Here is a 22577-nt window from a genome sequence, read left to right on the forward strand (position 1 = left end):
GAAGGCATAGTTCCATCGTACAAGGATGAAAAAGGAGCGAAAGTGAGCGATCAAAAATCAAAATCTATACCCATCAGCCGAACATCAAGACTGGTGCATCTGGGTGGGCTGGCATCCCGTGTCGCTGGCGGCATGATGGCCGAAGGTGTGCGTCAATTGGCTTCGGGTAAACGCCCGGTCGGCCGAGATATGTTGCTGACCCCCGCAAATGTGAATCGTGTTGCCGAAAAACTGTCTCACCTGCGTGGCGCTGCCATGAAAGTCGGACAACTGCTATCGATGGATGCCGGTGATCTGTTGCCACCCGAGCTATCAATACTACTGGCAAGGCTTCGCTCCTCTGCAACGCCGATGCCGATGCTGCAACTGGCAGACGTGTTGGAAAATAATCTCGGCGCACAGTGGCAGTCGCAGTTTCAGCAGTTTGGCTTTACACCTGTGGCAGCCGCATCCATCGGGCAGGTTCATCGCGCTGTGGATCATCAAGGTCGGGTTCTGGCGCTGAAAATTCAGTATCCCGGCATCAGTCAGAGCATCGATTCGGATGTGGATAATGTGGTGACGCTGCTGCGCATATCGCGTCTGTTGCCGGATGGCATGGATATCACCTCGCTGGTCAAGGAGGCCAAGCAGCAGTTGCATGCCGAGGCAGACTATCACCTGGAGGCCGAGCATCTGGCTGAATATGGGCGACTGCTGGCTGGAGAGAAGGGCGTTCGTGTACCTCAATTCGTGCCCGAGCTTTCCACCGGGCAGGTGCTGGCCATGAGCTTTGAAGAGGGCGTGTCGCTGGATGAGGCGGTGGATCTGTCTGCTGAGGCACGCCACACTATCGCCCGGCAGATGCTGGCGCTGCTGTTCCGCGAGCTGTTTGAGTTCGGACGGGTGCAGACTGATCCCAACTTTGCCAACTACTTTTATGATCACTCTACCGCAGAGCTGGTGCTACTCGACTTTGGCGCTACCCGTATTTATACAGCACGTTTAAGTGCCGCTTATAGGACTCTGTTCACGGCTGGAATTGAAGGGGATCGTGATGGCATGTTGTCTGCAGCCAGAGAGATAGGCTACTTCAGCCAGGATGTCACACAGGAGCAGATGCAGACGGTGATGGAACTGTTTGACCTGGCACTGGAGCCTTTGCGGGCTGACAGCTACGACTTTGCCTCCACCGATCTTGCCACCCGGCTGCGAGACAAGGGGATGCAACTCAGCATGAAGCAGGGATACTGGCACTCACCACCGGTCGATGCACTTTTTCTGCATCGCAAGCTGGCCGGGCTGTATCTGCTGTTTGCGCGCCTGCGAGTAACCCTGGATTGCCGAAGCGTATTACGGCCTTGGGTGAGCTGATGTAATAAGAGTGAAAATGTACCAGGCCCCTTTTTCATTAAGCTGAAAATAGGGGTTGTCATGACGTGATGAACTCGTTATGGTTTAGGGCATGAAGACAATCCGCTCGCTTGTACATTCGCTACTACTCCTACGACTACTCTGATGGTCCGTCGGGTCCTGCCTGACATTCGCAAAACCAAACACTCAGTAACAAGAACACTCAGCAGCTTAAACAAACAAAGCTAAAATCATCAGAGAGCAAAAATGTTGTCATTCATCTTCAGTCAGTTCAACGCTCTACTACTCGGCCTACTACGACTGCTCCCCGGGGGCTGAGCCGCGTGTTTTGGCGGTGCTCAGTCACCTCATCTCTTGCCGCCAAACACCTGAAAGACCAAAAATTGAAGAGAGTAGACTGAGCCATGAGCAAATTCACCAGCGCATCCACTAGCACATTCACCAACATTCCCGCCGCCCCATCAAAAAACGCCCGATCCTCGTTTGATCATCGCAAATATGTTGCTTACGACGTGCCAGCTTTACCCGACCGTACCTGGCCGGATCAAGTGATCACGCAAGCGCCCATCTGGTGCAGCGTTGACCTGCGCGACGGCAATCAGGCCCTGGTCGACCCCATGACCGTGCCGCAGAAAGTCACGATGTTTGAGTTGCTGGTGGACATGGGTTTCAAAGAGATCGAGATTGGCTTCCCATCGGCATCGCAAACGGAGTTCGATTTCTGTCGCAAGCTGATCGAAGAGAACCGCATTCCTGACGACGTCACCATTCAGGTGTTGGTTCAGGCGCGTGAGCCCTTAATAGCGCGCACGTACGAAGCGCTGAAAGGGGCGAAAAAGGCCATCGTTCATGTGTACAACTCCACCTCGCGGGTGCAGCGTGAGCAGGTTTTTCAACAGGATATGAAGGAGATTCGTAACCTGGCACGACAGGGCGCTCGCTGGGTTAAAGACTACGCGATGCAATATCCAGAGACCCATTGGCGCTTCCAGTATTCGCCCGAGAGCTTCACCGGTACCGAACTGGAATATGCCATATCAGTATGCAACGCGGTGTTGGATGTATGGCAGCCCACGGTTGATGCCAAGGCCATTATCAATCTGCCTGCCACGGTGGAGATGAGTACACCTAACGTCTTTGCCGATCAGGTTGAGCGCGTGCATCGAGCACTGGCCTGCCGTGATGCCGTCGTGTTGAGCGTGCACACCCATAATGATCGCGGCACAGGCATTGCCGCATCGGAACTGGCGGTGATGGCAGGTGCGGACCGCGTCGAGGGCACCTTGCTGGGCAATGGCGAGCGCACCGGTAATATGGATATCTTCACCATGGCGATGAATCTGTATTCGCGCGGAGTCGATCCCGAACTCTATTTGGCTGATGTTGACCGCATTGAGCAAGTCTATACCGAGTGCAACAACTTGCCAGTGCACCCACGTCATCCTTATATCGGCGAGTTGGTATACACGGCCTTCTCGGGCAGCCATCAGGACGCGATCAAGAAATGTCTGGATGCACGCCAAGCTGATGACCCGTGGGAAGTAGCCTATCTGCCGATTGATCCTGCGGATTTGGGTCGCAACTACGAGGCGGTCATTCGCGTAAACTCGCAGTCTGGCAAAGGCGGTGTGGCGTACTTGCTGGAACAGCAGACAGGTTTCCGTCTGCCTCGCGCATTACAGGTGGCGTTCAGTCAGGTGGTGCAGCAAGAGTCGGAGCGCTCATCGAAAGAGATCCGCACGGACTGGATAGAAGCCGCGTTCAACGCCCAGTATTGCCGCGAGGCACCCTTGGCTATTGAGAGCTATCGCTTGAATGCAGCGCGTGATGGTAAGGATCAACTGGCGGTGGAGGTACGTTTTCATGGTCAGGTGCAAACCTGGGTAGGTAAAGGGCAGGGGCCATTAGCTGCCTGGGTCAATGCTGTTAACAGCCATTGCGGCTTGAACCTGGAAGTGGACGACTACGCGGAACATAGCCTGGGGCGCGACAAAGACGCCAATGCTGTGGCATTTGTGGCGCTGACCATGGGGGACGACACCTTCTGGGGTTGTGCAACGGGAAGTGATATCGTCCGCACAGCGCTGGATGCGGTGGCGGCCGGGTGTAATGCGGCACTGAGCCAGGCGGGTATCGAAGGGTCTTTATCCGAATTAGCGTGATAAGCCTATCCTGAACAGACGGTCGTGCACTGGCCGTCTGCATCTCAAGTCTCTATCGCAAGTCTATCAATAGACAATATATAGTTATTTGTCTATTATTATCCTTGTGGTCTGGCTATAAGTTGCCGACCGGAGGAGAAATCATGGTATCAGCATGGCTGGCAACAGAAACAGGTAAACAAGCCTCGGGCGTGGGTCTGAAAGTGGCGCTGAAAATTCTGCATCACTGGGGAGCCTCACCTGAGCAGGTTCAGTCGATCCTGCGTATATCCAAGGCGAGCTATTACAATTATCTGAAGTCGCCCGAAGCGGCGAGCCTGAACCCAGATCAACTGGAGCGGGTCAGCTATCTGCTGAATATCCACGCTGCCTTGCGTACCCTGTTTGACAACCCCGAGAATGTCTACGGCTTTATGGCGATGCCGAACGACAATCCCTATTTCAATGGCAAATCTCCTCTTGAATTGATCGGAACAGGTCAGTTTGCCGCGCTTTATGAAACCTTCCGTCGCATAGACAGCCTCAGAGGTGCAGCTTGGTAACAGATGCTGCCAGGTTGCCAATACTCGATCCGGCAATCCGATCGGGATATCGTCTGGTTAACTCGAAGTTTCCTCCAATCTCATTGTTTGATGATGTTGCGGATCAGGATGAGTTCGAACTCCTCTTTGAGCTTCAGGCACTGACCAATCCAAGGCAACAAAATGAGGTCGGAAATCTCAACCTGTTGCCAGCCGATCAGATCCCGTTCGGCATTACCGGCTGCTCCTACGCAGTGGCTCCCTTCACCCATGTTAATCCGGATGGCAGTCGCTTCAGTGATGGCCAGTCCGGTGTTTTGTATATTGCGGATCAGATAGAAACCGCCCTGGCCGAGGTGCGCTACCATCAACAGCGCTATTGGGAAAGGGTACAAGGCCTGAAGTTTGATCGGCTGGTATTTCGCACTCTCTCGTGCCGATTTGATGCCAGCCCGCTGCATGATGCAACTGTGCTGGATAGCCAGCATCCCATCTACAACCCGGATGATTATCAGGCGGCCCGGCAACTGGCTGCAGAACTGAGGCGTCAGAAATCTGCAGCGCTGCAATACCACTCGGTCCGCCAACCTGGCTCAATCTGCTGGGCCCTGTTTACCCCACGCTCCGTTTTGAGCATACGCCAAACCACCCACTATGAAATGATCTGGAATGGCAGCATGATCAGTGCGGTGAATCGGTTGGCGTAGCGTTAAAAACGGGTAACCACAGTAACGCCAGGTGGGTTATGTTGGTCCATAGTGGTCAGAGCCGTAATGGACTCTTCCAAACTGATGGTTCGGCCAAGGAGCTTATCCGGGCGGAGCTTTCCAGACTTGATCATGGCGAGCATGGCGTCATAACGGAACGCCTGCATACCGTGACTGCCGATAATTTCCAGTTCATGGGCGATGACCAGATTCATTGGGATCGGTGGTGTGGCTTGTTCGGCTAATAACAAACCTACCTGAATATGTTTGCCCAGCTTTTTCAAACTCTTGATCGAGTTGATGCAGGTTATCGGGTGGCCTAACGCATCGAGCGAGACGTGCGCACCGCCACTCGTAATTTCTTTAATGGCCTGTGCAACATCCGGCACACTGGTGGCATTAATGGTCGCGTAAGCACCCAAGGATTTCGCCAGCGCTAACTTGTCGTCTGTCACATCAACCGCAATAACATTCGCGCCAATGCTGTTGGCAATCATGATGGCAGAAAGCCCGACACCGCCGCAGCCGTGCACGGCAACCCATTGCCCTGCGCTGACCTTGCCTTGATCAACAACAGCCCTGAACGATGTCACAAAGCGACAACCCAGGCTAGCCGCCGTGGTGAAGTCCATGGTTTCAGGTAGCGTTACCAGATTAATATCCGCATGATGGATAGCGACATATTCCGCAAAAGAACCCCAGTGCGTAAATCCGGGCTGGGTCTGATTGCCGCAGACCTGATGATTGCCGCCATGGCACTCCGGGCAAGAACCGCATGCACTGACAAACGGCACCGTCACACGGTCACCCACCTTAAAACGTTGAACATCTTTGCCGACCGCTTCAACGATCCCGGCAAATTCATGACCAGGGACGTGAGGCAGTTCAATATCGGGATCATGCCCCATCCAGCCATGCCAATCGCTTCGACACACACCTGTCGCTTCTACCTTGATCACGACACCATGATTCTCCGGCGTGGGGTCTTCCACATTCATAATCTTTGGTGTCGCAGAAAAATGCTCATAGACAACGGCTTTCATGTTTAACCCCTCAAATGACCTATACCTACACGTATACCTACACGTATACCTTTAGCTGACAGACTACAGAATGCACCAGAAATTACCTTGCTCTTTTTGTTGTAAATCGACGGATATAAGAAATACTATTTCATATACGCAGTAATTTAGAGAGGAGTCTTTCAGTGAAGGCTTTGGATAAGGTGGATGCTGATATTGTTCGACGTATGCAACAGGATGGCCGTTTAACGAATGCGAAGTTGGCGACTGAGTTGTCATTGAGCGAAACGCCGTGCTGGCGCCGACTGAAGCGTCTGGAAGAGGAGGGCATAATTACCGACTATCAGGCCAATCTTGATCGTCGGAAATTGGGCTTTGGTGTGATGGCTTTTGTACAGTTGACCTGCAACCAACACGATGAAGAGACGACACAGCGCTTCGAGCAGGTGATTCAGCATTGTGAAAATGTGTTGTCATGCCATAACACAACCGGCGCTGCAGATTTTCTGCTGCAGGTTGTCGCTAAAGATCTGGACGATTACAGCCGCTTCGTTGATCAGGTACTCAGAAAGCTGCCCGGCGTGTCCGCGATTGCGTCGAATATCTCCTTGCGGGAGCTGAAAGCTTCCACACGGTTGCCAATATAGTTTTGATGGATAATGTGTACTGAAAAATGTACCGGACCCCTTTAAGAAAGGGCCCGGTACGGAAGGCTATCGATCAGGCTGTACGCCCTTCCTCAATAGCGTGGCAGGAAACAGACTGGCCGCCTGATACGGCGATCAGTGCTGGTGCTTCACGTTTGCAGCGCTCGTTTGCCAGTGGGCAACGAGGGTGGAAGGTGCAGCCGGGAGGTGGGGTGATCGGGTTGGGCACTTCGCCCTTCATGATCACCTTCTCCTTGCCCGACATGGTGATGTCGGGGATGGTGGCGAGCAGCATCCGGGTGTAGGGGTGCTTTGGCTCTTCGAACAGCGTTTTGCTGTCGGCAATCTCCACTATACGACCCAGATACATCACGCCGACTCGGTTGGCCATATGGCGCACTACGGCCAGATCGTGGCTGATGAACAGATAGGTCAGGCCCAGGGTGTCCTGCAGATCTTTCATCAGGTTAAGGATCTGTGCCTGCACCGATACGTCCAGCGCCGATGTTGGCTCGTCGCACACCAGAAATTCCGGGTTATTTGCCAGTGCGCGCGCGATGCAGATGCGCTGGCGCTGACCGCCGGAAAATTCATGTGGCCATTTGCTGCCATCAGCAGGGGAGAGGCCTACTTGCGTGAGTAGTTCGGCGACACGCTCCTTGATCTTTTTCTCGTCGCTCATCAGGCCGAATACCTTGATCGGCTCGGCAACGATTCTATCGACTCTCCAGCGCGGATTAAGACTGGCAAACGGATCCTGAAAAATCATCTGGAAGCGTCTGCGCAGCGTTTGAATCTCGGCGTTGGACTTGATGTTGTGGACATCCTTGCCATCAAAGTAGATATGGCCATCTGTCGGGTCATAAAGGCCGACAACCAGTCGGGCAACCGTAGACTTGCCACAACCGGACTCGCCCACCAGGGCAAAGGTTTCACCCTTTTTGATACTGAAAGATACACCGTCGACCGCTTTCAGCCAGCGCTTGGGCTCACGCTCCAGCACTCGGTTGAGAAAGGGTTTGGATACATCGAACTGACACTTGAGGTCTTCGACCGACAACAGTGTTTCTGCTGTGCTTGCTGTCATGCTGTCTGCTCCCTCTTGTCCTGGCTATCCTGGTCGTTGCCTTGATTGTCTTGATTCTTGTCTTGATTGTCGTAAAGCCAGCAGGCGGCGTGGGTTTTACCGGTTGCGATCAGGTTGGGGCGCTCCTCGCGGCAGCGATCAAATACCTGTTTGCAGCGCGGATTAAAGGCGCAGCCCTTGGGAATGGATGTCAGGCGCGGCATGGAACCATCGATCTGTACCAGTCGCTTGATATCGGCACCCAGAACCGGGATGGAACCCATCAGGCCCTTGGTATAGGGGTGTTGAGGATTCTGAACCAACTCCTTGACCGGTCCGATCTCTGCCAGGCGTCCGGCATACATGACGGCAACACGATCGGCAACTTCTGCAATGACGCCCATATCATGTGTAACCAGCATGACGGCTGTCTGATGTTCTTTGCAGAGCTTTTTCAGCAGGGCGATGATCTGCGCCTGAACGGATACATCGAGTGCTGTGGTCGGCTCATCAGCAATGATCAGTTCAGGATCGGCACACAGTGCGAGGGCAATAACCACACGCTGGCGCATACCGCCAGAGAACTGATGCGGATAGTGATCTACACGCTGCTCAGGACCGGGGATGCCAACTTCAGTCAGTAGATCAATTGCACGCTGTCGGGCTTGTTTCTCGCTGATATCCTTATGGGTCAGAATCGTTTCGATGATCTGCTGGCCCACGGTGAACAGCGGGTTGAGGCTGGTCAGCGGGTCCTGAAAGATCATCGCGATCTTGCGGCCACGGATCTTTCGCATCTGGGCATGTGGCAGGTTGTGGATCGGCTCACCCTGCAGCAATATCTGGCCATCGGCAATACGCCCGGGTGGTTCGAGCAGACCTATAATGGCCGCCCCAGTCAGTGATTTACCGGCACCTGACTCCCCGACAACGCCCAGTACTTCGCCCTTGGAAATATCAAAAGAGACATCATCGATGGCAACCAGCACGCCACGACGTGTTGGAAACTCGATGCGCAGATTGCGCACAGAGAGCAGTGGTGTTTGAGTATCGTTTGTCATTAACGCAACCTCGGATTCAGCGCATCACGCAGCCAGTCGCCCAGCAGGTTGACCGACAGGGCCAGCAACAGCAGAGCGATACTCGGGAAGAGGATAATCCACCATTCCCCTGAGAACATGAAGTCCTGACCAACACGGATCAGGGTGCCCAGACTGGGCTGAGTCGGCGGTACGCCTACACCCAGGAATGACAGGGTCGCTTCGAGAATGATTGCCAGTGCCAGGCCAATCGTGGCGATAACCAGCACCGGGCCCATAACGTTGGGCAGGATATGACGCAGCAGAATCATCGGTGCCGGAACCCCGATCAGCCTGGCTGCCTGAACGTACTCTTTGTTCTTTTCTGCCATGGTAGAGCTGCGTACTGTTCGGGCATATTGCACCCAGTCGGACAGGCCGATGGCGATGATCAACACATAGATCGCCATCTTGTCCTGAACCTGAACCGGCACCACCCCCTTGAACACACCAAAGATCAGCAGTGCGATCAGAATGGCAGGGAAGGAGAGCTGTACGTCGGCAACGCGCATCACGGCGCTGTCGACCCAGCCGCCCAGATAGCCGGACAGCAGACCGAGAGTGATGCCGAGAATCGCAGCGAAACCCACAGCCGCAAAACCGACCATCAGTGATACGCGTGAACCATAAAGAATGGCCGAGAAGAGATCGCGGCCCTGCGCATCGGTCCCCAGCCAGAAGCTGTTGCCGGTGAACTCATTCGGCGTCATGGGTGCGGTGAAGCCCTCCATCAGATTCAGCGTACTGGGATCGAAGGGGTTTTGGGGTGAGATCAAGGGCGCACAGAGTGCTGCGGTGATCATCACAAATGCCACGATTGCCGATATGACCGTAATGGGTGATCGGGTGAAGCTGTAGAAAATATCACTGTCCAGAGCGCGTGCCAGCAGTGAAGGTGTTTTGGTAGTACTCTGCATATTTGACATGATCTGTTAGTGTCCTTTTCCGGAACGCTTGACGCGCAAGCGAGGATCAACAGCGAAATACAACAGGTCAACGACCAGGTTGATAACGACGAAGATCAATGAGATCAGCACCAGGTAAGCGGACATGATCGGAATATCAACAAACTGGATCGCTGTGATGAACAGCAGGCCGACACCAGGCCACTGGAAAACAGTCTCGGTGATAATGGCAAACGCAACAATGGAGCCTATCTGCAGGCCGGCGATGGTGATGACCGGGAGCAGAGTGTTCTTCAGTGCATGGCTGAAGTGAATGGCGCGATTACTCAGGCCACGGGCACGGGCAAACTTGATGTAATCGGTGCGCAGTACTTCCAGCATCTCGGCACGGACCAGACGCATGATCAGTGTCAGCTGATACAGCCCCAGAGTGATGGCAGGCATGATCAGTGATTTCAATCCTGAACTGGTCAACAGCCCGGTGCTCCACCAGCCCAGTTGTACCACTTCACCTCGCCCGAAGGCCGGCAGTATCTGCAGGTAAACGGAAAACAGATAGATCAACAGAATACCGATCAGAAAGGTGGGTAGCGAGACCCCTATCAGGGACGAACTCATGATGAAGTGACTGAGCCATCCATCTCGCCTGAGTGCGGTATAAACCCCCAGACCTATCCCGAATACCAGTGCAGCAGTGCCAGAAATGATGGCTAGCTCCAGCGTTGCTGGCAACCGTTCGGCAATGATATCTGCTACCGGGCGTGCCATACGATAGGAGATACCGAACTCTCCACGCGCGGCATTCCCGACAAAACGAAAATACTGTATGAAAATAGGATCATTAAGACCCAACTGCTCACGCAGTTGCTCGCGCTCGATCATGGTGGCTTCCTGCCCGACCATGTTGTTGATCGGGTCACCGATAAATCGGAACAGCCCGAAAGCGACCAGCGCAACGGCAAGCATAACCAGTACTGACTGGAGCAGACGTCGAATAATGAAGGCGATCATGTGTGAAAGAACCTGTTACAGAGAGAGGCATACAACTGCAGCCGCACTAGGCGGCTGCAGTTCAGGTTGGTATTGAGCATGCTACTTACTTTTTGTACTTCAGGTACTTGAAGTAAGGCGTGTTCTCAGACTGTACCGGGAAGTCGATGTTATCCTTCATCGCCCAGTTCAACATCTGATGATGCAGCGGCAGATAGACGACCTGCTCATGAACTTCGTTCCAGATCTCAGACATCATGCCTGAACGTTTCTCCAGATCGGTTTCGCTGGTCAGGCCCTGAATCAATGCATCGATATGAGGGTTGGAGTAGCCGGTTGCGTTCCAGGCACCACCTACGTCAGTCTTGGTTTCGTACAGGTAATGGAACACGTAATGTGAATCCAGTGGTGGTACGCCCCAGCCCAACAGGTAGAAGTCCAGCTCGCCACGTGGCAGTTCAGCAAAGTGGATGCTGCGGGTACGAGCATCCAGGCGAACACGCACGCCGATCTGACCCAGCATGCCGGTCACAGCCTGGCAGATCGCTTCATCGTTGATGTAGCGGTCGTTGGTGCAGTGCAGGGTTACACTGAAGCCATCAGGGTAGCCAGCTTCAGCAAGCAGTGCCTTGGCGCGATTGACATCGACAGCGGGTACTTCGTCCAGCGCGGCGTCATAACCATCCACGAAAGGTGGTGCGATCATGCCGGCAGATACTGACTGACCACGCATGACGACGCGGTTGATCGCATCACGGTTAATGGCGATGTTCATCGCTTCACGCACACGCACATCTGCAAAGGGGTTGGCGCCCTTTACGTCTGAGGTTTTCAGCTCAGGCCATGACTGCTGCATACCCAGGAAAATGGTACGGTTTTCAGGGCCGGAACGGACGGTCAGGCCGGGTGCATTGTTCAGACGCTCCAGATCCTGTACAGGTGGATCCAGCAGGAAGTCGATCTCACCGGACAGCAGTGCCGCGGCACGAGTCGCTGTAGAGGCGATTGGCGTGTAGATGATGCGGCTGATCTCCATCGGATAGTGGCCGATGCCCCAGTATTCATCGTTGCGGACCAGTTCGGTGCGGATATCCGGCTCACGGTGAACAACACGGAAGGGACCGGTACCATTGGCATTACGAACAGCAAAGGTTTCTTCACCGGTGGAGTAGTTCTGAGGTACGGTAACGTTATGCTCTTCTGCCCACTCCTTGTCCATCATGAACAGGTTGGTCAGGTTGTTTGGCAGCAGTGGGTTGGGGCCATCTGTTCTCAGGCGAACCGTGTAGTCATCAACCTTGGTCGCTTCAACAACTGATGTCAGCAGACCTTTCATATCGGCATTTTCATGCTTGGCGCGCATGATGGAAAACACCACGTCGTCAGCATTGAAAGGGTTACCATTATGATATTTCACACCCTGACGCAGCTTGAACTCCCATACAGTGGGGTCATCTGTCACATACCACTCGGTTGCCAGACGTGGCGTCAGCCTCATCTCTTGATCGCGATAGACCAGCGTATCAAAAATTTGATGGTTCATGTTGTGGGTCGGGCCCTCATTCTGTGCATGAGGATCGAGTGTCAGACCATCTCCGGCGCTGGACCAGCGGAAGGTTTCGGCAGAAGCGGTGGAAGCGAGTAGAGCAGATGAGGCTAGAGCAATTGCGGCTGCAAGACGAGTCATTTTCATTCTGAAAACTCCGTGTAAAGTCGTTCATTGGCAAAGGTTGCGAGGAGCGACTGATAGTGGATCTTTATTGTTATTTACTAGTGCTGCATTCTGAACAAATTTTCATGTCTGTGCAAAATTTTTATCAGGCACTAAAATTTTATTAGGTACAACCCTAATTAAAATGACTTCAGGCGGAAAACTCAAGCAATATTTTCCTGAGTTGGGATTACAGTTCGACTCCGCCCTCTGTATGTATCAGGAGTGTAGTTCAGAATTAAACTTTTGTGCTGTGAGTGAGTGGAAATTTGCAGAAAATTACAGGAGAGATCAGCCGCACTGAAACCCTTTCAGCAGGGTTCCAGTGTGGCAGTGTAAGTTGTGGGGAAAGCGCCTTAGCGCAGGCCTGCAACTGAGGCCAGTGATGAGTCATGGTCATCGGCGTGACTTTGCTTGAGCAGCCTGGCCAGATACTGTTCCAGGCGGCTTTTCTCCTCATCAGTCATGCGGATACCGGTTTTGGTGCGGCGCCAGATGATGTCGTCAATGGATTTTGCCCACTCATGCTGCACGAGGTACTCCACTTCCCGTGCAAAGAGCTGCCCGAAACGCTCACCCAGACCTACCAGTGAGCCGGCTCTGTCCAGCCATTGCTCTGCCAGACGGCCATAAGTGAAGGCGATACGGCGTGCCGAGAAGGGGTCCAGCCAAGGGTATCGGGATTGTAACTCCTGAGCGTAGGATTCAGGTGAGCTGATTCTTTCACCCCCTGGTAGGGTGGCAGACGCTGTCCAGTTTCCCTTGGTATCAGGAAAATAAGGGTTCAAGGCGTTCACAGCCGCCTGAGCAAGTTTTCGATAAGTCGTCAGCTTGCCTCCGAAGATAGACAGCAGCGGTGCACGACCGGCGCGATCTTCAACTTCAAAGTGGTAATCACGTGTAACCTTGGCCGCTTCTTTGCCCTCTTCACGTTCACCCTGCATCAGCGGACGAACACCTGAGTAGGTCCAGACGATATCAGAACGGGACAGATCACACTTGAAGTACTGACGAGTGATACCGATCAGGTAGTCGATCTCCTGATCATCTATTTTGGGATGACGCGGATCGGCGGAGTAATCGACATCTGTCGTCCCGATCAGTGAAAATTCATCCAGATAGGGGATAACGAACACGATACGGCCATCACTGTTCTGCAGGATATAGGCTTCCTGTTCATCATGGATGCGCGGCACAATGATATGGCTGCCCTTGACCAGACGTATGGTCTTGTCGATCCGGATATCATCCATCTGGTCCAGCACATTGCGCACCCAGGGGCCAGCAGCATTGACGATGCCGCGAGTCCAGACCGTAAAGGATTGGCCGTTTTCGGGCGTGACTGTGACCTCCCACATATCCTGATCACGACGGGCATGAGTGACGCTGTGGCGGGTCTCGATGCGCGCTCCCAGATTTTCCGCCAGCTTGGCATTCATGACAACCAGCCGGGCATCGTCCACTCGGCAATCACTGTATTCAAACCCTTTGGTGTACTCATTTCGTACAGGACCATCCGGCGCAAAGGTGATCCCTTTGGATGCGGGCAGGCTGACGCGCTTGCTCAGGTGGTCGTACATGAACAGGCCGATGCGGATCATCCAGCCGGGGCGCAGACCCTTGTGGTGCGGCATGCGAAAACGCAGAGGGGTCACAAGATGTGGCGCCATGCGCAGCAGCACTTCACGCTCAGCCAGTGCTTCCTTGACCAGCCTGAACTCGTAGTGCTCAAGATAGCGCAGGCCACCGTGAATCAGTTTTGAGCTCCAGGATGAAGTGGCGCTGGCCAGATCGTTGGCTTCAAACAGGGCAACCGACAGGCCTCGACCTGCCGCATCAGCAGCCACACCGACGCCATTGATGCCACCTCCGATAACGACCAGATCGTAAATAGTGTCCTTCATCTTTGCCTCTGTTACATCTTGCGATGCACTCAATAATTTGAGCGTTTATGTTCGATATTGTGTAAATATAGGCGTGGACAAACTATTTGGCAAGAATAAATGTTCGTTATTTTTCGATTAGTGTGCTGCAGGCGAAAAAAACGGCACCTGAAAGAGTGCCGTCCAGATCCAGGAGTCTGATGGACTCCCGGGGAATGCTGTTCAGATGGTTTTGTTCAGCACAGGTATAACTGCACCTGCGCCTGCTCCATCAATGTGGTCAGCTTGTCTGAGGGCTTCTGGTCGGTGAACAGGGCTGAGCATTGCTCAAGGTTACCGAGCCTGACCATGGCGCTGCGACCGAATTTGGAGTGATCCGCTGCTAGATAGACATAGCGTGAGTTGGCGATGATCGCCTGAGCGATGCGGACCTCCTGATAATCAAAGTCGAGCAGGCTGCCTTCATCATCAATACCACTGATACCGATAATGCCGTAATCCAGCTTGAACTGATGTACAAAGTCGCGTGTGGCTTCACCCACGATACCACCATCACGACTGCGGACCTCACCCCCGGCGATAATCACGGTAAAGTCGGGTTTGGCACTCAGAATCGATGCCACAATCAAGTTATTGGTGACCACCTTCAACCCCTTGCGCTCCAGAAGTGCCTGAGCGATGGTTTCGTTGGTGGTGCCGATATTGATGAACAGCGACGAATGATCCGGTATATGAGCCGCTACCTGCTGTGCGATCCGCTGTTTTTCGGCGTGATACTGGATCTTGCGTGTCTGGTATTCGGTGTTTTCAGTACTGGAAGCAGGGCCAGCACCACCATGATGGCGTTCGATTTCGCCTCGTTTGGCCATCTGGTTCAGATCGCGGCGAATGGTCTGGGGAGTAACGTCCAGTTCGGCGACCAGTTCATCAATCGTCAGGTAGCCTTTCTGCTTGATCAGATCAATTATTTTTGATTGGCGGAGTGTCTGGCTCATGGATTTTAACTTTCGTCAGCTGGTGATCGTTTAGTATGCAATAGTAGCATGTAAAACCGGCCGATTATTAACAATTGTCCTACTAAACAAGGGCCTGGCTTGAAGCATTGTAATAATAAAGCAGCCAGATCTGATTCATGGTTGAAAAATGTTCGAATGCAGGCTATAAATGCACTTATGTGAATAAAAACGAAAAAATAAGAAAATAATTATGTCTGACTATATACTTGCGATCGATCAGGGCACCACTTCCAGCCGTGCCATCCTTTATACCATTGATATGGAAGTAGTGACCTCAGCACAGGAGGAGTTCCAGCAACACTTCCCGAAAAATGGCTGGGTCGAGCATGACCCCGAAGATATCTGGCAAACGGTACTCAGAACCTGCCGCTCTGTATTGGCCCGCTCCAATGTGTCGGCGTCGTCCGTCAAGGCGATCGGTATCACCAATCAGCGTGAAACCACGCTGGTGTGGGATCGTCGCACGGGTGAGCCGGTTTATAACGCTATCGTCTGGCAGGACCGGCGTTCATCTGTCTTCTGTCAGCAGTTGAAGGATGATGGTCTTGAACAGCGCTTTCAGGACAAAACCGGGCTGTTGCTGGACCCTTACTTTTCCGGTACCAAACTCAATTGGATACTCAATAACGTCAAGAATGCGCGTGAACGTGCCGAACGGGGAGAGCTCTGTTTCGGAACCGTCGACAGCTATCTGTTGTGGCGCCTGAGTGGCGGCAAGGTGCATGCTACCGATGCCTCCAACGCATCACGTACCCTGTTGTTCAATATTCACGATCAGTGCTGGGACAGCGAGCTGATGGAGCTGCTGGAGATCCCACTGTCGATGATGCCGGATGTCCGCGACAGCGCTGATGACTATGGTGTTTGCGATGCCAAGTGGCTGGGTGCCGAGATCCCTGTGTGCAGCATGATCGGTGATCAGCAAAGTGCTTTGGTGGGTCAGGCGTGCCTGGAGCCAGGGATGTTGAAGAGCACCTACGGCACGGGCTGCTTTGCGATGGTGAATACGGGTGATCAGGCGATCATCAGCCAGCATCGTTTGCTGACAACCGTTGCCTACCGCATTGGCGGTCAGACCACCTATGCGATAGAGGGCAGTATCTTTATGGCAGGTGCGATCATTCAGTGGCTGCGTGATGGCGTGGGTATTTTGAAAGATGCCGCCGATTCTGAGTCCCTTGCACGTTCAGTCACGCATGAACAGTCCGAAATCATGGTACCGGCTTTTACCGGCCTGGGTGCACCTTACTGGGACCCGGATGCCCGTGCTGCTATTTTCGGCATGACACGTGATACCGGAGCAGCGCAGTTGGTGGCGGCTGCGATCCGCAGTGTTGCCTTTCAGACAGAAGACCTGCTGCAGGCGATGGTGCAGGATGGTATCGAGGTTAAATCGCTGCGTGTGGATGGTGGCATGGTGAAGAATCGCTGGTTCCTGCAGGTGCTGGCTGATCTGACCGGCATCCCGACTGTGACCAGCCATACGGCTGAAACAACTGCGAAGGGTGCGGCGCTGTTAGCAGGGCTGCAGATAGGGCGCTTCCGCGATCTGCAGGAACTGGGCAGTGTCTGGAAGATTGCCGAGAACTACACCCCCTCACTACCAAAAGCCAACCGTGAGACCTACTACAGCCGCTGGCTCGATGCTGTGGCGCGAGTACGGCGGGAAGAGGCATAGTTCCCCTTAACCCAAGCAGAAGTGCCCCCAGAGGGGTAGATGCCTGGGTGACGATACGATTGGGAGTGGTACCTGTGTGGTCGACGTCGAATATCCCCGAGGTACGGGCCGCTCCTGCCGCTTCTGGCTGACACGCGACAAGCTCATCCCTGAGGGCTCGACTGCCGCCCTCCCTGGCGGCAGACGGTCAGCCAGAAGCGTCAGGAACGACCCTCGCTGGCACTGTGCCACACCCCGGGAGGTAGTGCGGTTCTTTCCGGCGCATATCCGAATATCGGATGCATCACCACTGCAGGAGAGATCATCTAGTAGGAGGTCTCGTCGGATTCAACCGCTGACGTTGCGTGAAGCTGCCCGCTCGGCATTGGCCTTCGCCTTCGCCATGCGGTTCCGGGGGGTGACAACAGCCGATTGTTAAATATCTGCAGGCTTGAGCCCATGCTGAGCCAGCACTTCACCTGTTTTCCAAAACTTTTCGTTGCCTGTCCAATTATATGAAAGTTGAACCTGACTTTCAGTTTCCCAAACAATTTCAAGGTCATCCACTCCGTCAATCGACGACAAAGCGTTTAGCGCGTCGGTTCCAATATCTTGATTAGAGAGAAATCCTCTAGTTCCGTCACGCTCTAATGTCATGCTATGTTTTGACATGTTTGGCCTATATATTTAACGCTCGCTTCAGGTGCGCGGCAGAGCCGCGTCTCTCTGTAAGCGCTTGTTAGCTGTACCATCGCGAAGATTACGGAGCGCCTCTTTACGGGTTGCCAACTTAGCATTCCATTCTTTAGTCGGCCTGATAGGCCGAGGGTATTTGAGTTGGGCCACGAACCCAAGCGCTTGATAGAAAGGTACTTTGCTGAGGTCTTTGCCAAATTTATGCTGCAACCCATCAAGCCCGACTGAACCTGAACCATAAAACGCGATTGCCAAATAGGCAGAAGCAATATGACGTTTGGAAATTCGCTGAACCAGCATCAACGCGAGAATTTGCTCGCGTATTTTACGGCGAACCGTTCGTTCGTGACGATTAGTAACAACGCGCACAAATTGCTGCTCGATAGTGCTCGCACCTTGTACTTGACCTAGACGCACGCGAACCCAAACGGCTCTTGATACTGCAAGAAAATCGACTCCAGGATGAAACTTGTTACGATGATCCTCGGCGAGAAATAAAGCATCAACGAAAGCGCCTGGAACTGACTCTCCAAACCGAATTGCTAGTTTGAGACAATTTTCGAGGTCAGAATGAAGGCTCGCAGAACCAAAACGACCTAAAAGTAGCGATATGATGCTCAATGGAGCTGCAAGCACCCAAAGGATAATGCTCAAAACTTGTTCCTTTGCCACTTTACTTCACCGTCTTGATTGGCAATCATCGAACTGAAGCTCCCAGCCATTTCGTCATCCGATTTAACAATAAGATCATAGAAGTTAGTCGACTCCCGACCATGACCTTCTTCGATGACATGGAGCACGACACGGTCTTTCGAAAAGTAGTTCTTTTGCACATATCCTTGAACCACGCCTCTGGTGCGATTCTTCGCTTCATACTCCCTCTCGCCAGTCGATGAATTTTCGTAGATTTTTTCGACAGTGCCTTCAATTCGATTTCCTTCCCGCCAGAGCATGGCTATATATCTCAAGGTCATGCCCTTGTATGGGTTATAGGCTGAGTTCACGGTGTGCATCTCAAAAAACCAACGTCCTGTGACTTGCGGGAGCGGGAAAACTTTCTCCCGAATCCAGAAGAATAGAAAAGCCAGAATCCCACCACCGATAACGGTCGCAAGCAAGCTATACAAGAAGTTTAATAAAAATAGCTCTATGGTCATGTGCTTCCTTCTCTTGGTACAGCTAACTTTGTACTCTGCGCATGCGCATCTTGCCATTTCTGATATACCGATCATGCCTGCGCATCAGACTGATTTATATACACTAGCATAGAAAGACCCCCGATCCAGCAAAAGCGATCCGCGCATGCTCAATATACTGTATAAATCCACGGTATATCCCTTCAGCACACACAGGCCTTCATTTCCAGATCAGCCTCGCTGTTCCAGCACCACTTGGTAACACAAGTTTCGGCGTTCGCGCCGAGAGGAGTGTCGGGTGTCGGGGGTGGCTATCAGGGGGAGTCCGCAACAGGGATGTTGCGGTCTAGGCTCCAGGGACGGATTTACGCCGACCCCGGATAGGCATACCTGGTGCCCGGCACGGGTTTGTGGCACATCCCAGTACATCGCTGGCAACTGCTCCTGCGTTGCCAGCATACTGCACTTCCCTGTACATAAAAAAATGGCGGGCACTGGCCCGCCGAAGGGAGGTCTGTCATTCAGACACGGAAGTTACTGACCAGCCCATGCAGTTGCTGGGCACGCTCAAGCAATCCTCTAGTCAGGCTGTCTACCTCTTGCGTATCGTGCTCGGCAGTGATTGAGATATCCGCGATACGAGTCAGGCGCTGACTGATATCGCTGGCAACGATGGTCTGTTCATTTGCGGCCGTAGATATCTGCATATTCATGCGATTGATACTGGCAACGGCCTCTGCGACTGCATCCAGTGCAACCTCTGCACCATTGGCCTGATCTACAGTTTCGCGTCCCTTGTTGCAGCTCTTCTGCATGGCGCTCACGGCCTGTTGAGTACCAGTTTCCAGGCGTTCTATCATTCTGTGTATCTCTTCGGTGCTGCTTTGTGTTCGGCTCGCGAGCGTGCGCACTTCATCTGCCACAACCGCAAACCCCCGGCCCTGCTCACCGGCACGGGCCGCTTCTATGGCTGCATTCAGGGCCAGCAGATTGGTCTGTTCGGCGATACCACGGATCACATCAAGAACCGTGGAGATCTGCATCACGTCCTTCTCCAACGCATTGATAACGTTGGCACCTTCATCAATTTCAATGGCCAGATGACCAATACCACTGATGGCCGTCTGTACGATAGCGCGCGCACGCTGCCCCTCTGAGTCGGCACTGTTGGCACCCTCAGCCGCTTCTGATGCGCTGCGTGAAACGCTTTCTGCGGTGCTGGCCATCTCCTGCATGGCGACTGCCACCTGATCTGTTTCGTCGCGCTGGGTCTGCACACCCTTATTGGTGCGTGCAGCCGCCTGCTGGGTATCGGTGATGGCGCTGTCCATATCATCAACGGCGACGATCACCTCCTTGACCAGATCCTGTATCTTGGCGACAAAGGTATTGAAGCTTTCGGCCAGTTGGCCTATCTCATTCTGGCGGCGGATATTGATGCGGCGCGTCAGGTCGCCATCACCCTGGGCGATATCACTCAAGGCTTCCGACAGATCATGTATCGGTCTGGTGACCAGTCGGTTGAGCAGGATCACAACGCCGCCCATCACGATCGCAATCAACAGCAGGTTCTGCAGAATCACGCGGATAAGGGAGTTTTGCAGTGCTTGTTCTATCTGGCTTGAATCGGTGTATATCTGAGCGCTTCCCACAACCGTCTCGCCCCAGACGAGGTCGAAAGCGAGGTCGGGTTCCACACTGAGCGTGTTGGACTCAAGACTAGTGATCTCGGCTGTGTCATCACGGCTCATGCCGACGATCAGGTCGCCGACATCATCAAATACGAAGATCGCCTGTACCACCTGGGCTGCCAGTTCTGATTCAACAATCAGCAGTGCCTGGCTGGGTGTAAAGTTCCATATGGCGGGTGGGATGCTCTGCTGCAATCGCTGCGCAACAGCATCTATCTGGCGGTTGAACTGCTCGGTCAAGGCGCTTTCCGTTTCGCGATAGTTGTAAGCAGAGAAGATGGTGAGCAGTATCAGCAGCACTGTACCGGTCACCAGGTTGAAGCGAACACTAATGCGTTGGCGTAACGTCATGAGGCACCTCGAGGATCAGGATTCTTGTTGTTATATACCCTTGGCAAAGGTCAGTTTTCTTCCCTTACAAAGAAAGGGAAAAAAAGTGGCCGACGGCAGGCGGCCACTGCCAAAGGGCTAAAGAGTGTCTAAGCAGGAGAATCGGGTAATCCAACAAGCTAAAACTGTCGCATCACCCGGGTGAGTGTCGGGCCTGAGGAAACCCGACACTGTATTCTCTTAACGTGTACCGGCGGCCATCCAGGCGGCCATCATTTCGTCGTAAGGCATGGTGCGGCCCTGTTCTTTCTCGTTTTCCAGACGAGGCTTAGGGGCACCCGGCTGGCTGAACCAGTACTCAGGATCACGCGGTTCGTTCAGAATCGGCGCATACTGGGAGAAGACATTGGCACGCGCCAGACGCATCATGGTGTTGTCCATTGCATCGGCGAGGTTATCCAGCGCCTGCTGAGGCGAGATCTCTCCGCTGACTGCCGGTGCCAGATTCTGCCACCACAGTGGAGCCAGGCGTGGGTAGTCAGGTACGTTGGTGCCGGTTGGTGTCCACATGCTCTCGTTCGGGCTGCGGTAGAACTCAACCAGACCGCCCAGCTTGGGTGCCAGTTCTGTCATCTCATCGGAGTTGATGTCTGAACGACGGATCGGTGTCAGGCCGGCAATGGTTTTTTCCAGTGATGTGGTTTTAGCCACGGTGAACTGGGCCCAGAGCCAGGCTGCCGTGCGGCGATCTTCAGGAGTGGACTTAAAGAAGGTCCAGGAGCCTACGTCCTGATAACCGACTTTCATGCCATCTTCCCAGTAAGGGCCAACGGGTGATGGCGCCATGCGCCACTTTGGATTACCCTCTTCATCGGTAACAGCCAGACCAGGTCCGGTCATGTCAGCGGTGAAAGCGGTGTACCAGAAGATCTGCTGAGCGATGTTGCCCTGCGCAGGCACCGGACCGGCCTCACCGAAGGTCATACCCTGAGCTTCAGGTGGTGCATAGTCACGCAGCCACTCCACCATCTTGCGCAGCGCATACTCGGAAGCAGGTGCGTTGGTGCCACCGCCACGTGTCACGCTGGCGCCAACCGGGTTGCCGCTTTCATTGACACGAATACCCCAGTCATCAACAGGGTTGCCAAAGGGTACACCCTTGTCACCCATACCGGCCATGGAGAGCCAGGAGTCATGGAAACGCCATCCCAGAGAGGGATCACGACGACCATAGTCCATGTGTCCATAGACGCGGGTGCCGTCGATCTCTTTCACGTGCTCGGTGAAGAATTCAGCGATATCCTCGTAAGCTGACCAGTTGAGGGGTACACCCAGGTCATAGCCGTAGATCTCGCGGAACTGGTTCTGCAGATCTTCACGGTCGAACCAGTCAGCACGGAACCAGTAAAGGTTGGCAAACTGCTGAGCCGGCAGCTGATAGATCTTGCCGTCAGGGCCAGTGGTGTACTGCAGACCGATGAAGTCATCCAGATCCAGTGTCGGCAGCGTGTAGTTGCTCCACTCGTTCTCAATCGCATCGGAGATGGCGATGGTTTTGCCATAACGCAGGTGAGTACCGATCGCATCAGAGTCGTTGATGAAGGCATCGTAGATGTTTCGGTCAGACTGCATCTGCGTCTGCATGGTATCTACAACGTCACCCTCACCGATAATGTTATGGGTGACCTTGATGCCGGTGATTTCAGCAAAAGCCTTGGCCAGCACATTGGCCTCATATTCGTGAGTCGTCAGACCTTCGGCCACGGTACGAATCTCCATACCCCGGAAAGGTTCGGCCGCTTTGATAAACCACTCAAGCTCAGCCAGCTGCTCTTCGCGAGACAGAGTGGAGCGCTGAAAAGTTGAGTCGAGCCAGCGTTCTGCTGCATCACGATACTGATCGGCTTGTACCTGGACGGTTGCCAGCATGATACCGGCTGCCAGTACTGAAAGGCGCATCATCTTATTCTTTTTCATGTCAACCTCTTTCCTATTTATGTTTGCA

Annotated in this window: 19 protein-coding genes; 6 read left to right on the forward strand and 13 right to left on the reverse strand. The window is 53.5% G+C overall.

Features of this window, described 5'->3' with window-relative positions; translation table 11 throughout:
* Nucleotides 1-42 precede the first annotated feature (42 nt).
* The 4 genes from F7R27_RS11060 to F7R27_RS11075 all read left to right on the forward strand — a co-directional run bounded on the left by F7R27_RS11060 (nucleotide 43) and on the right by F7R27_RS11075 (nucleotide 4743).
* Nucleotides 43-1353 carry an ABC1 kinase family protein gene (locus F7R27_RS11060; RefSeq protein WP_240776347.1) on the forward strand — a complete coding sequence of 437 codons (1311 nt, stop codon included), beginning with the start codon at nucleotides 43-45 and terminating at the stop codon, nucleotides 1351-1353.
* A 404-nt stretch (nucleotides 1354-1757) separates the two neighbouring features.
* A complete protein-coding gene (gene leuA, locus F7R27_RS11065; protein WP_151704320.1) occupies nucleotides 1758-3515 on the forward strand; it encodes a 2-isopropylmalate synthase in 1758 nt (585 codons plus the stop codon).
* A 143-nt stretch (nucleotides 3516-3658) separates the two neighbouring features.
* On the forward strand, nucleotides 3659-4057 hold the full coding sequence (locus F7R27_RS11070; RefSeq protein ID WP_151704321.1) for an MbcA/ParS/Xre antitoxin family protein: 399 nt from the start codon (nucleotides 3659-3661) through the stop codon (nucleotides 4055-4057).
* On the forward strand, nucleotides 4051-4743 hold the full coding sequence (locus F7R27_RS11075) for an RES family NAD+ phosphorylase (protein WP_151704322.1): 693 nt from the start codon (nucleotides 4051-4053) through the stop codon (nucleotides 4741-4743). Before F7R27_RS11070 ends, F7R27_RS11075 begins: the two co-directional genes overlap by 7 nt.
* A 2-nt stretch (nucleotides 4744-4745) precedes the next feature.
* On the opposite strand, the gene F7R27_RS11080 is transcribed toward F7R27_RS11075, so the two are convergent.
* Nucleotides 4746-5786, reverse strand: a complete 1041-nt coding sequence (locus F7R27_RS11080) for a zinc-dependent alcohol dehydrogenase family protein (RefSeq protein ID WP_151704323.1) — start codon at nucleotides 5784-5786, stop codon at nucleotides 4746-4748.
* Between the two features lie 164 nt (nucleotides 5787-5950).
* Between F7R27_RS11080 and F7R27_RS11085 the strand changes: the two genes are divergently transcribed.
* Nucleotides 5951-6412 (forward strand): Lrp/AsnC family transcriptional regulator, encoded by a 462-nt coding sequence (locus tag F7R27_RS11085; protein WP_151704324.1) that lies wholly within the window; start codon nucleotides 5951-5953, stop codon nucleotides 6410-6412.
* 73 nt (nucleotides 6413-6485) lie between these two features.
* Here F7R27_RS11085 and F7R27_RS11090 read toward each other — a convergent pair whose 3' ends face one another.
* The 7 genes from F7R27_RS11090 to F7R27_RS11120 all read right to left on the reverse strand — a co-directional run bounded on the left by F7R27_RS11090 (nucleotide 6486) and on the right by F7R27_RS11120 (nucleotide 15041).
* A complete protein-coding gene (locus F7R27_RS11090) occupies nucleotides 6486-7499 on the reverse strand; it encodes an ABC transporter ATP-binding protein (protein ID WP_151704325.1) in 1014 nt (337 codons plus the stop codon).
* Nucleotides 7496-8539 carry an ABC transporter ATP-binding protein gene (locus F7R27_RS11095; protein WP_151704326.1) on the reverse strand — a complete coding sequence of 348 codons (1044 nt, stop codon included), beginning with the start codon at nucleotides 8537-8539 and terminating at the stop codon, nucleotides 7496-7498. The genes F7R27_RS11090 and F7R27_RS11095 overlap by 4 nt, the downstream gene beginning before the upstream one ends.
* On the reverse strand, nucleotides 8539-9483 hold the full coding sequence (locus F7R27_RS11100; RefSeq protein ID WP_151704327.1) for an ABC transporter permease: 945 nt from the start codon (nucleotides 9481-9483) through the stop codon (nucleotides 8539-8541). Before F7R27_RS11100 ends, F7R27_RS11095 begins: the two co-directional genes overlap by 1 nt.
* A gap of 6 nt (nucleotides 9484-9489) precedes the next feature.
* Nucleotides 9490-10473: an ABC transporter permease gene (locus F7R27_RS11105; RefSeq protein ID WP_151704328.1), complete on the reverse strand. Its 984-nt coding sequence runs from the start codon at nucleotides 10471-10473 to the stop codon at nucleotides 9490-9492.
* Between the two features lie 85 nt (nucleotides 10474-10558).
* A complete protein-coding gene (locus F7R27_RS11110) occupies nucleotides 10559-12145 on the reverse strand; it encodes an ABC transporter substrate-binding protein (protein WP_151704329.1) in 1587 nt (528 codons plus the stop codon).
* A 374-nt stretch (nucleotides 12146-12519) separates the two neighbouring features.
* A complete protein-coding gene (gene glpD, locus F7R27_RS11115; protein ID WP_151704330.1) occupies nucleotides 12520-14067 on the reverse strand; it encodes a glycerol-3-phosphate dehydrogenase in 1548 nt (515 codons plus the stop codon).
* Nucleotides 14068-14282: 215 nt separating this feature from the next.
* The gene (locus tag F7R27_RS11120; protein ID WP_151704331.1) at nucleotides 14283-15041 is read right to left on the reverse strand and encodes a DeoR/GlpR family transcriptional regulator; all 759 of its coding nucleotides are present in this window, start codon (nucleotides 15039-15041) and stop codon (nucleotides 14283-14285) included.
* Between the two features lie 211 nt (nucleotides 15042-15252).
* Between F7R27_RS11120 and glpK the strand changes: the two genes are divergently transcribed.
* Nucleotides 15253-16740, forward strand: coding sequence for a glycerol kinase GlpK (glpK, locus tag F7R27_RS11125; RefSeq protein ID WP_151704332.1), 1488 nt, complete (start codon nucleotides 15253-15255; stop codon nucleotides 16738-16740).
* Nucleotides 16741-17154: 414 nt separating this feature from the next.
* Here glpK and F7R27_RS11130 read toward each other — a convergent pair whose 3' ends face one another.
* The 5 genes from F7R27_RS11130 to F7R27_RS11150 all read right to left on the reverse strand — a co-directional run bounded on the left by F7R27_RS11130 (nucleotide 17155) and on the right by F7R27_RS11150 (nucleotide 22549).
* Nucleotides 17155-17376 carry a hypothetical protein gene (locus F7R27_RS11130; RefSeq protein ID WP_151704333.1) on the reverse strand — a complete coding sequence of 74 codons (222 nt, stop codon included), beginning with the start codon at nucleotides 17374-17376 and terminating at the stop codon, nucleotides 17155-17157.
* A 42-nt stretch (nucleotides 17377-17418) separates the two neighbouring features.
* Nucleotides 17419-18069, reverse strand: coding sequence for a biosynthetic peptidoglycan transglycosylase (locus tag F7R27_RS11135; protein WP_168927484.1), 651 nt, complete (start codon nucleotides 18067-18069; stop codon nucleotides 17419-17421).
* Nucleotides 18066-18572 (reverse strand): hypothetical protein, encoded by a 507-nt coding sequence (locus F7R27_RS11140; RefSeq protein ID WP_151704335.1) that lies wholly within the window; start codon nucleotides 18570-18572, stop codon nucleotides 18066-18068. Before F7R27_RS11140 ends, F7R27_RS11135 begins: the two co-directional genes overlap by 4 nt.
* Nucleotides 18573-19072: 500 nt before the next feature.
* Complete coding sequence (locus F7R27_RS11145) at nucleotides 19073-20593, reverse strand: methyl-accepting chemotaxis protein (protein ID WP_151704336.1); 1521 nt, start codon at nucleotides 20591-20593, stop codon at nucleotides 19073-19075.
* 219 nt (nucleotides 20594-20812) lie between these two features.
* The gene (locus F7R27_RS11150) at nucleotides 20813-22549 is read right to left on the reverse strand and encodes an ABC transporter substrate-binding protein (protein WP_151704337.1); all 1737 of its coding nucleotides are present in this window, start codon (nucleotides 22547-22549) and stop codon (nucleotides 20813-20815) included.
* Nucleotides 22550-22577: the final 28 nt, after the last annotated feature.

Origin of the sequence: Nitrincola alkalilacustris, assembly GCF_008973755.1 — a bacterium.
GTDB classification, from domain to species: domain Bacteria; phylum Pseudomonadota; class Gammaproteobacteria; order Pseudomonadales; family Balneatricaceae; genus Nitrincola; species Nitrincola alkalilacustris.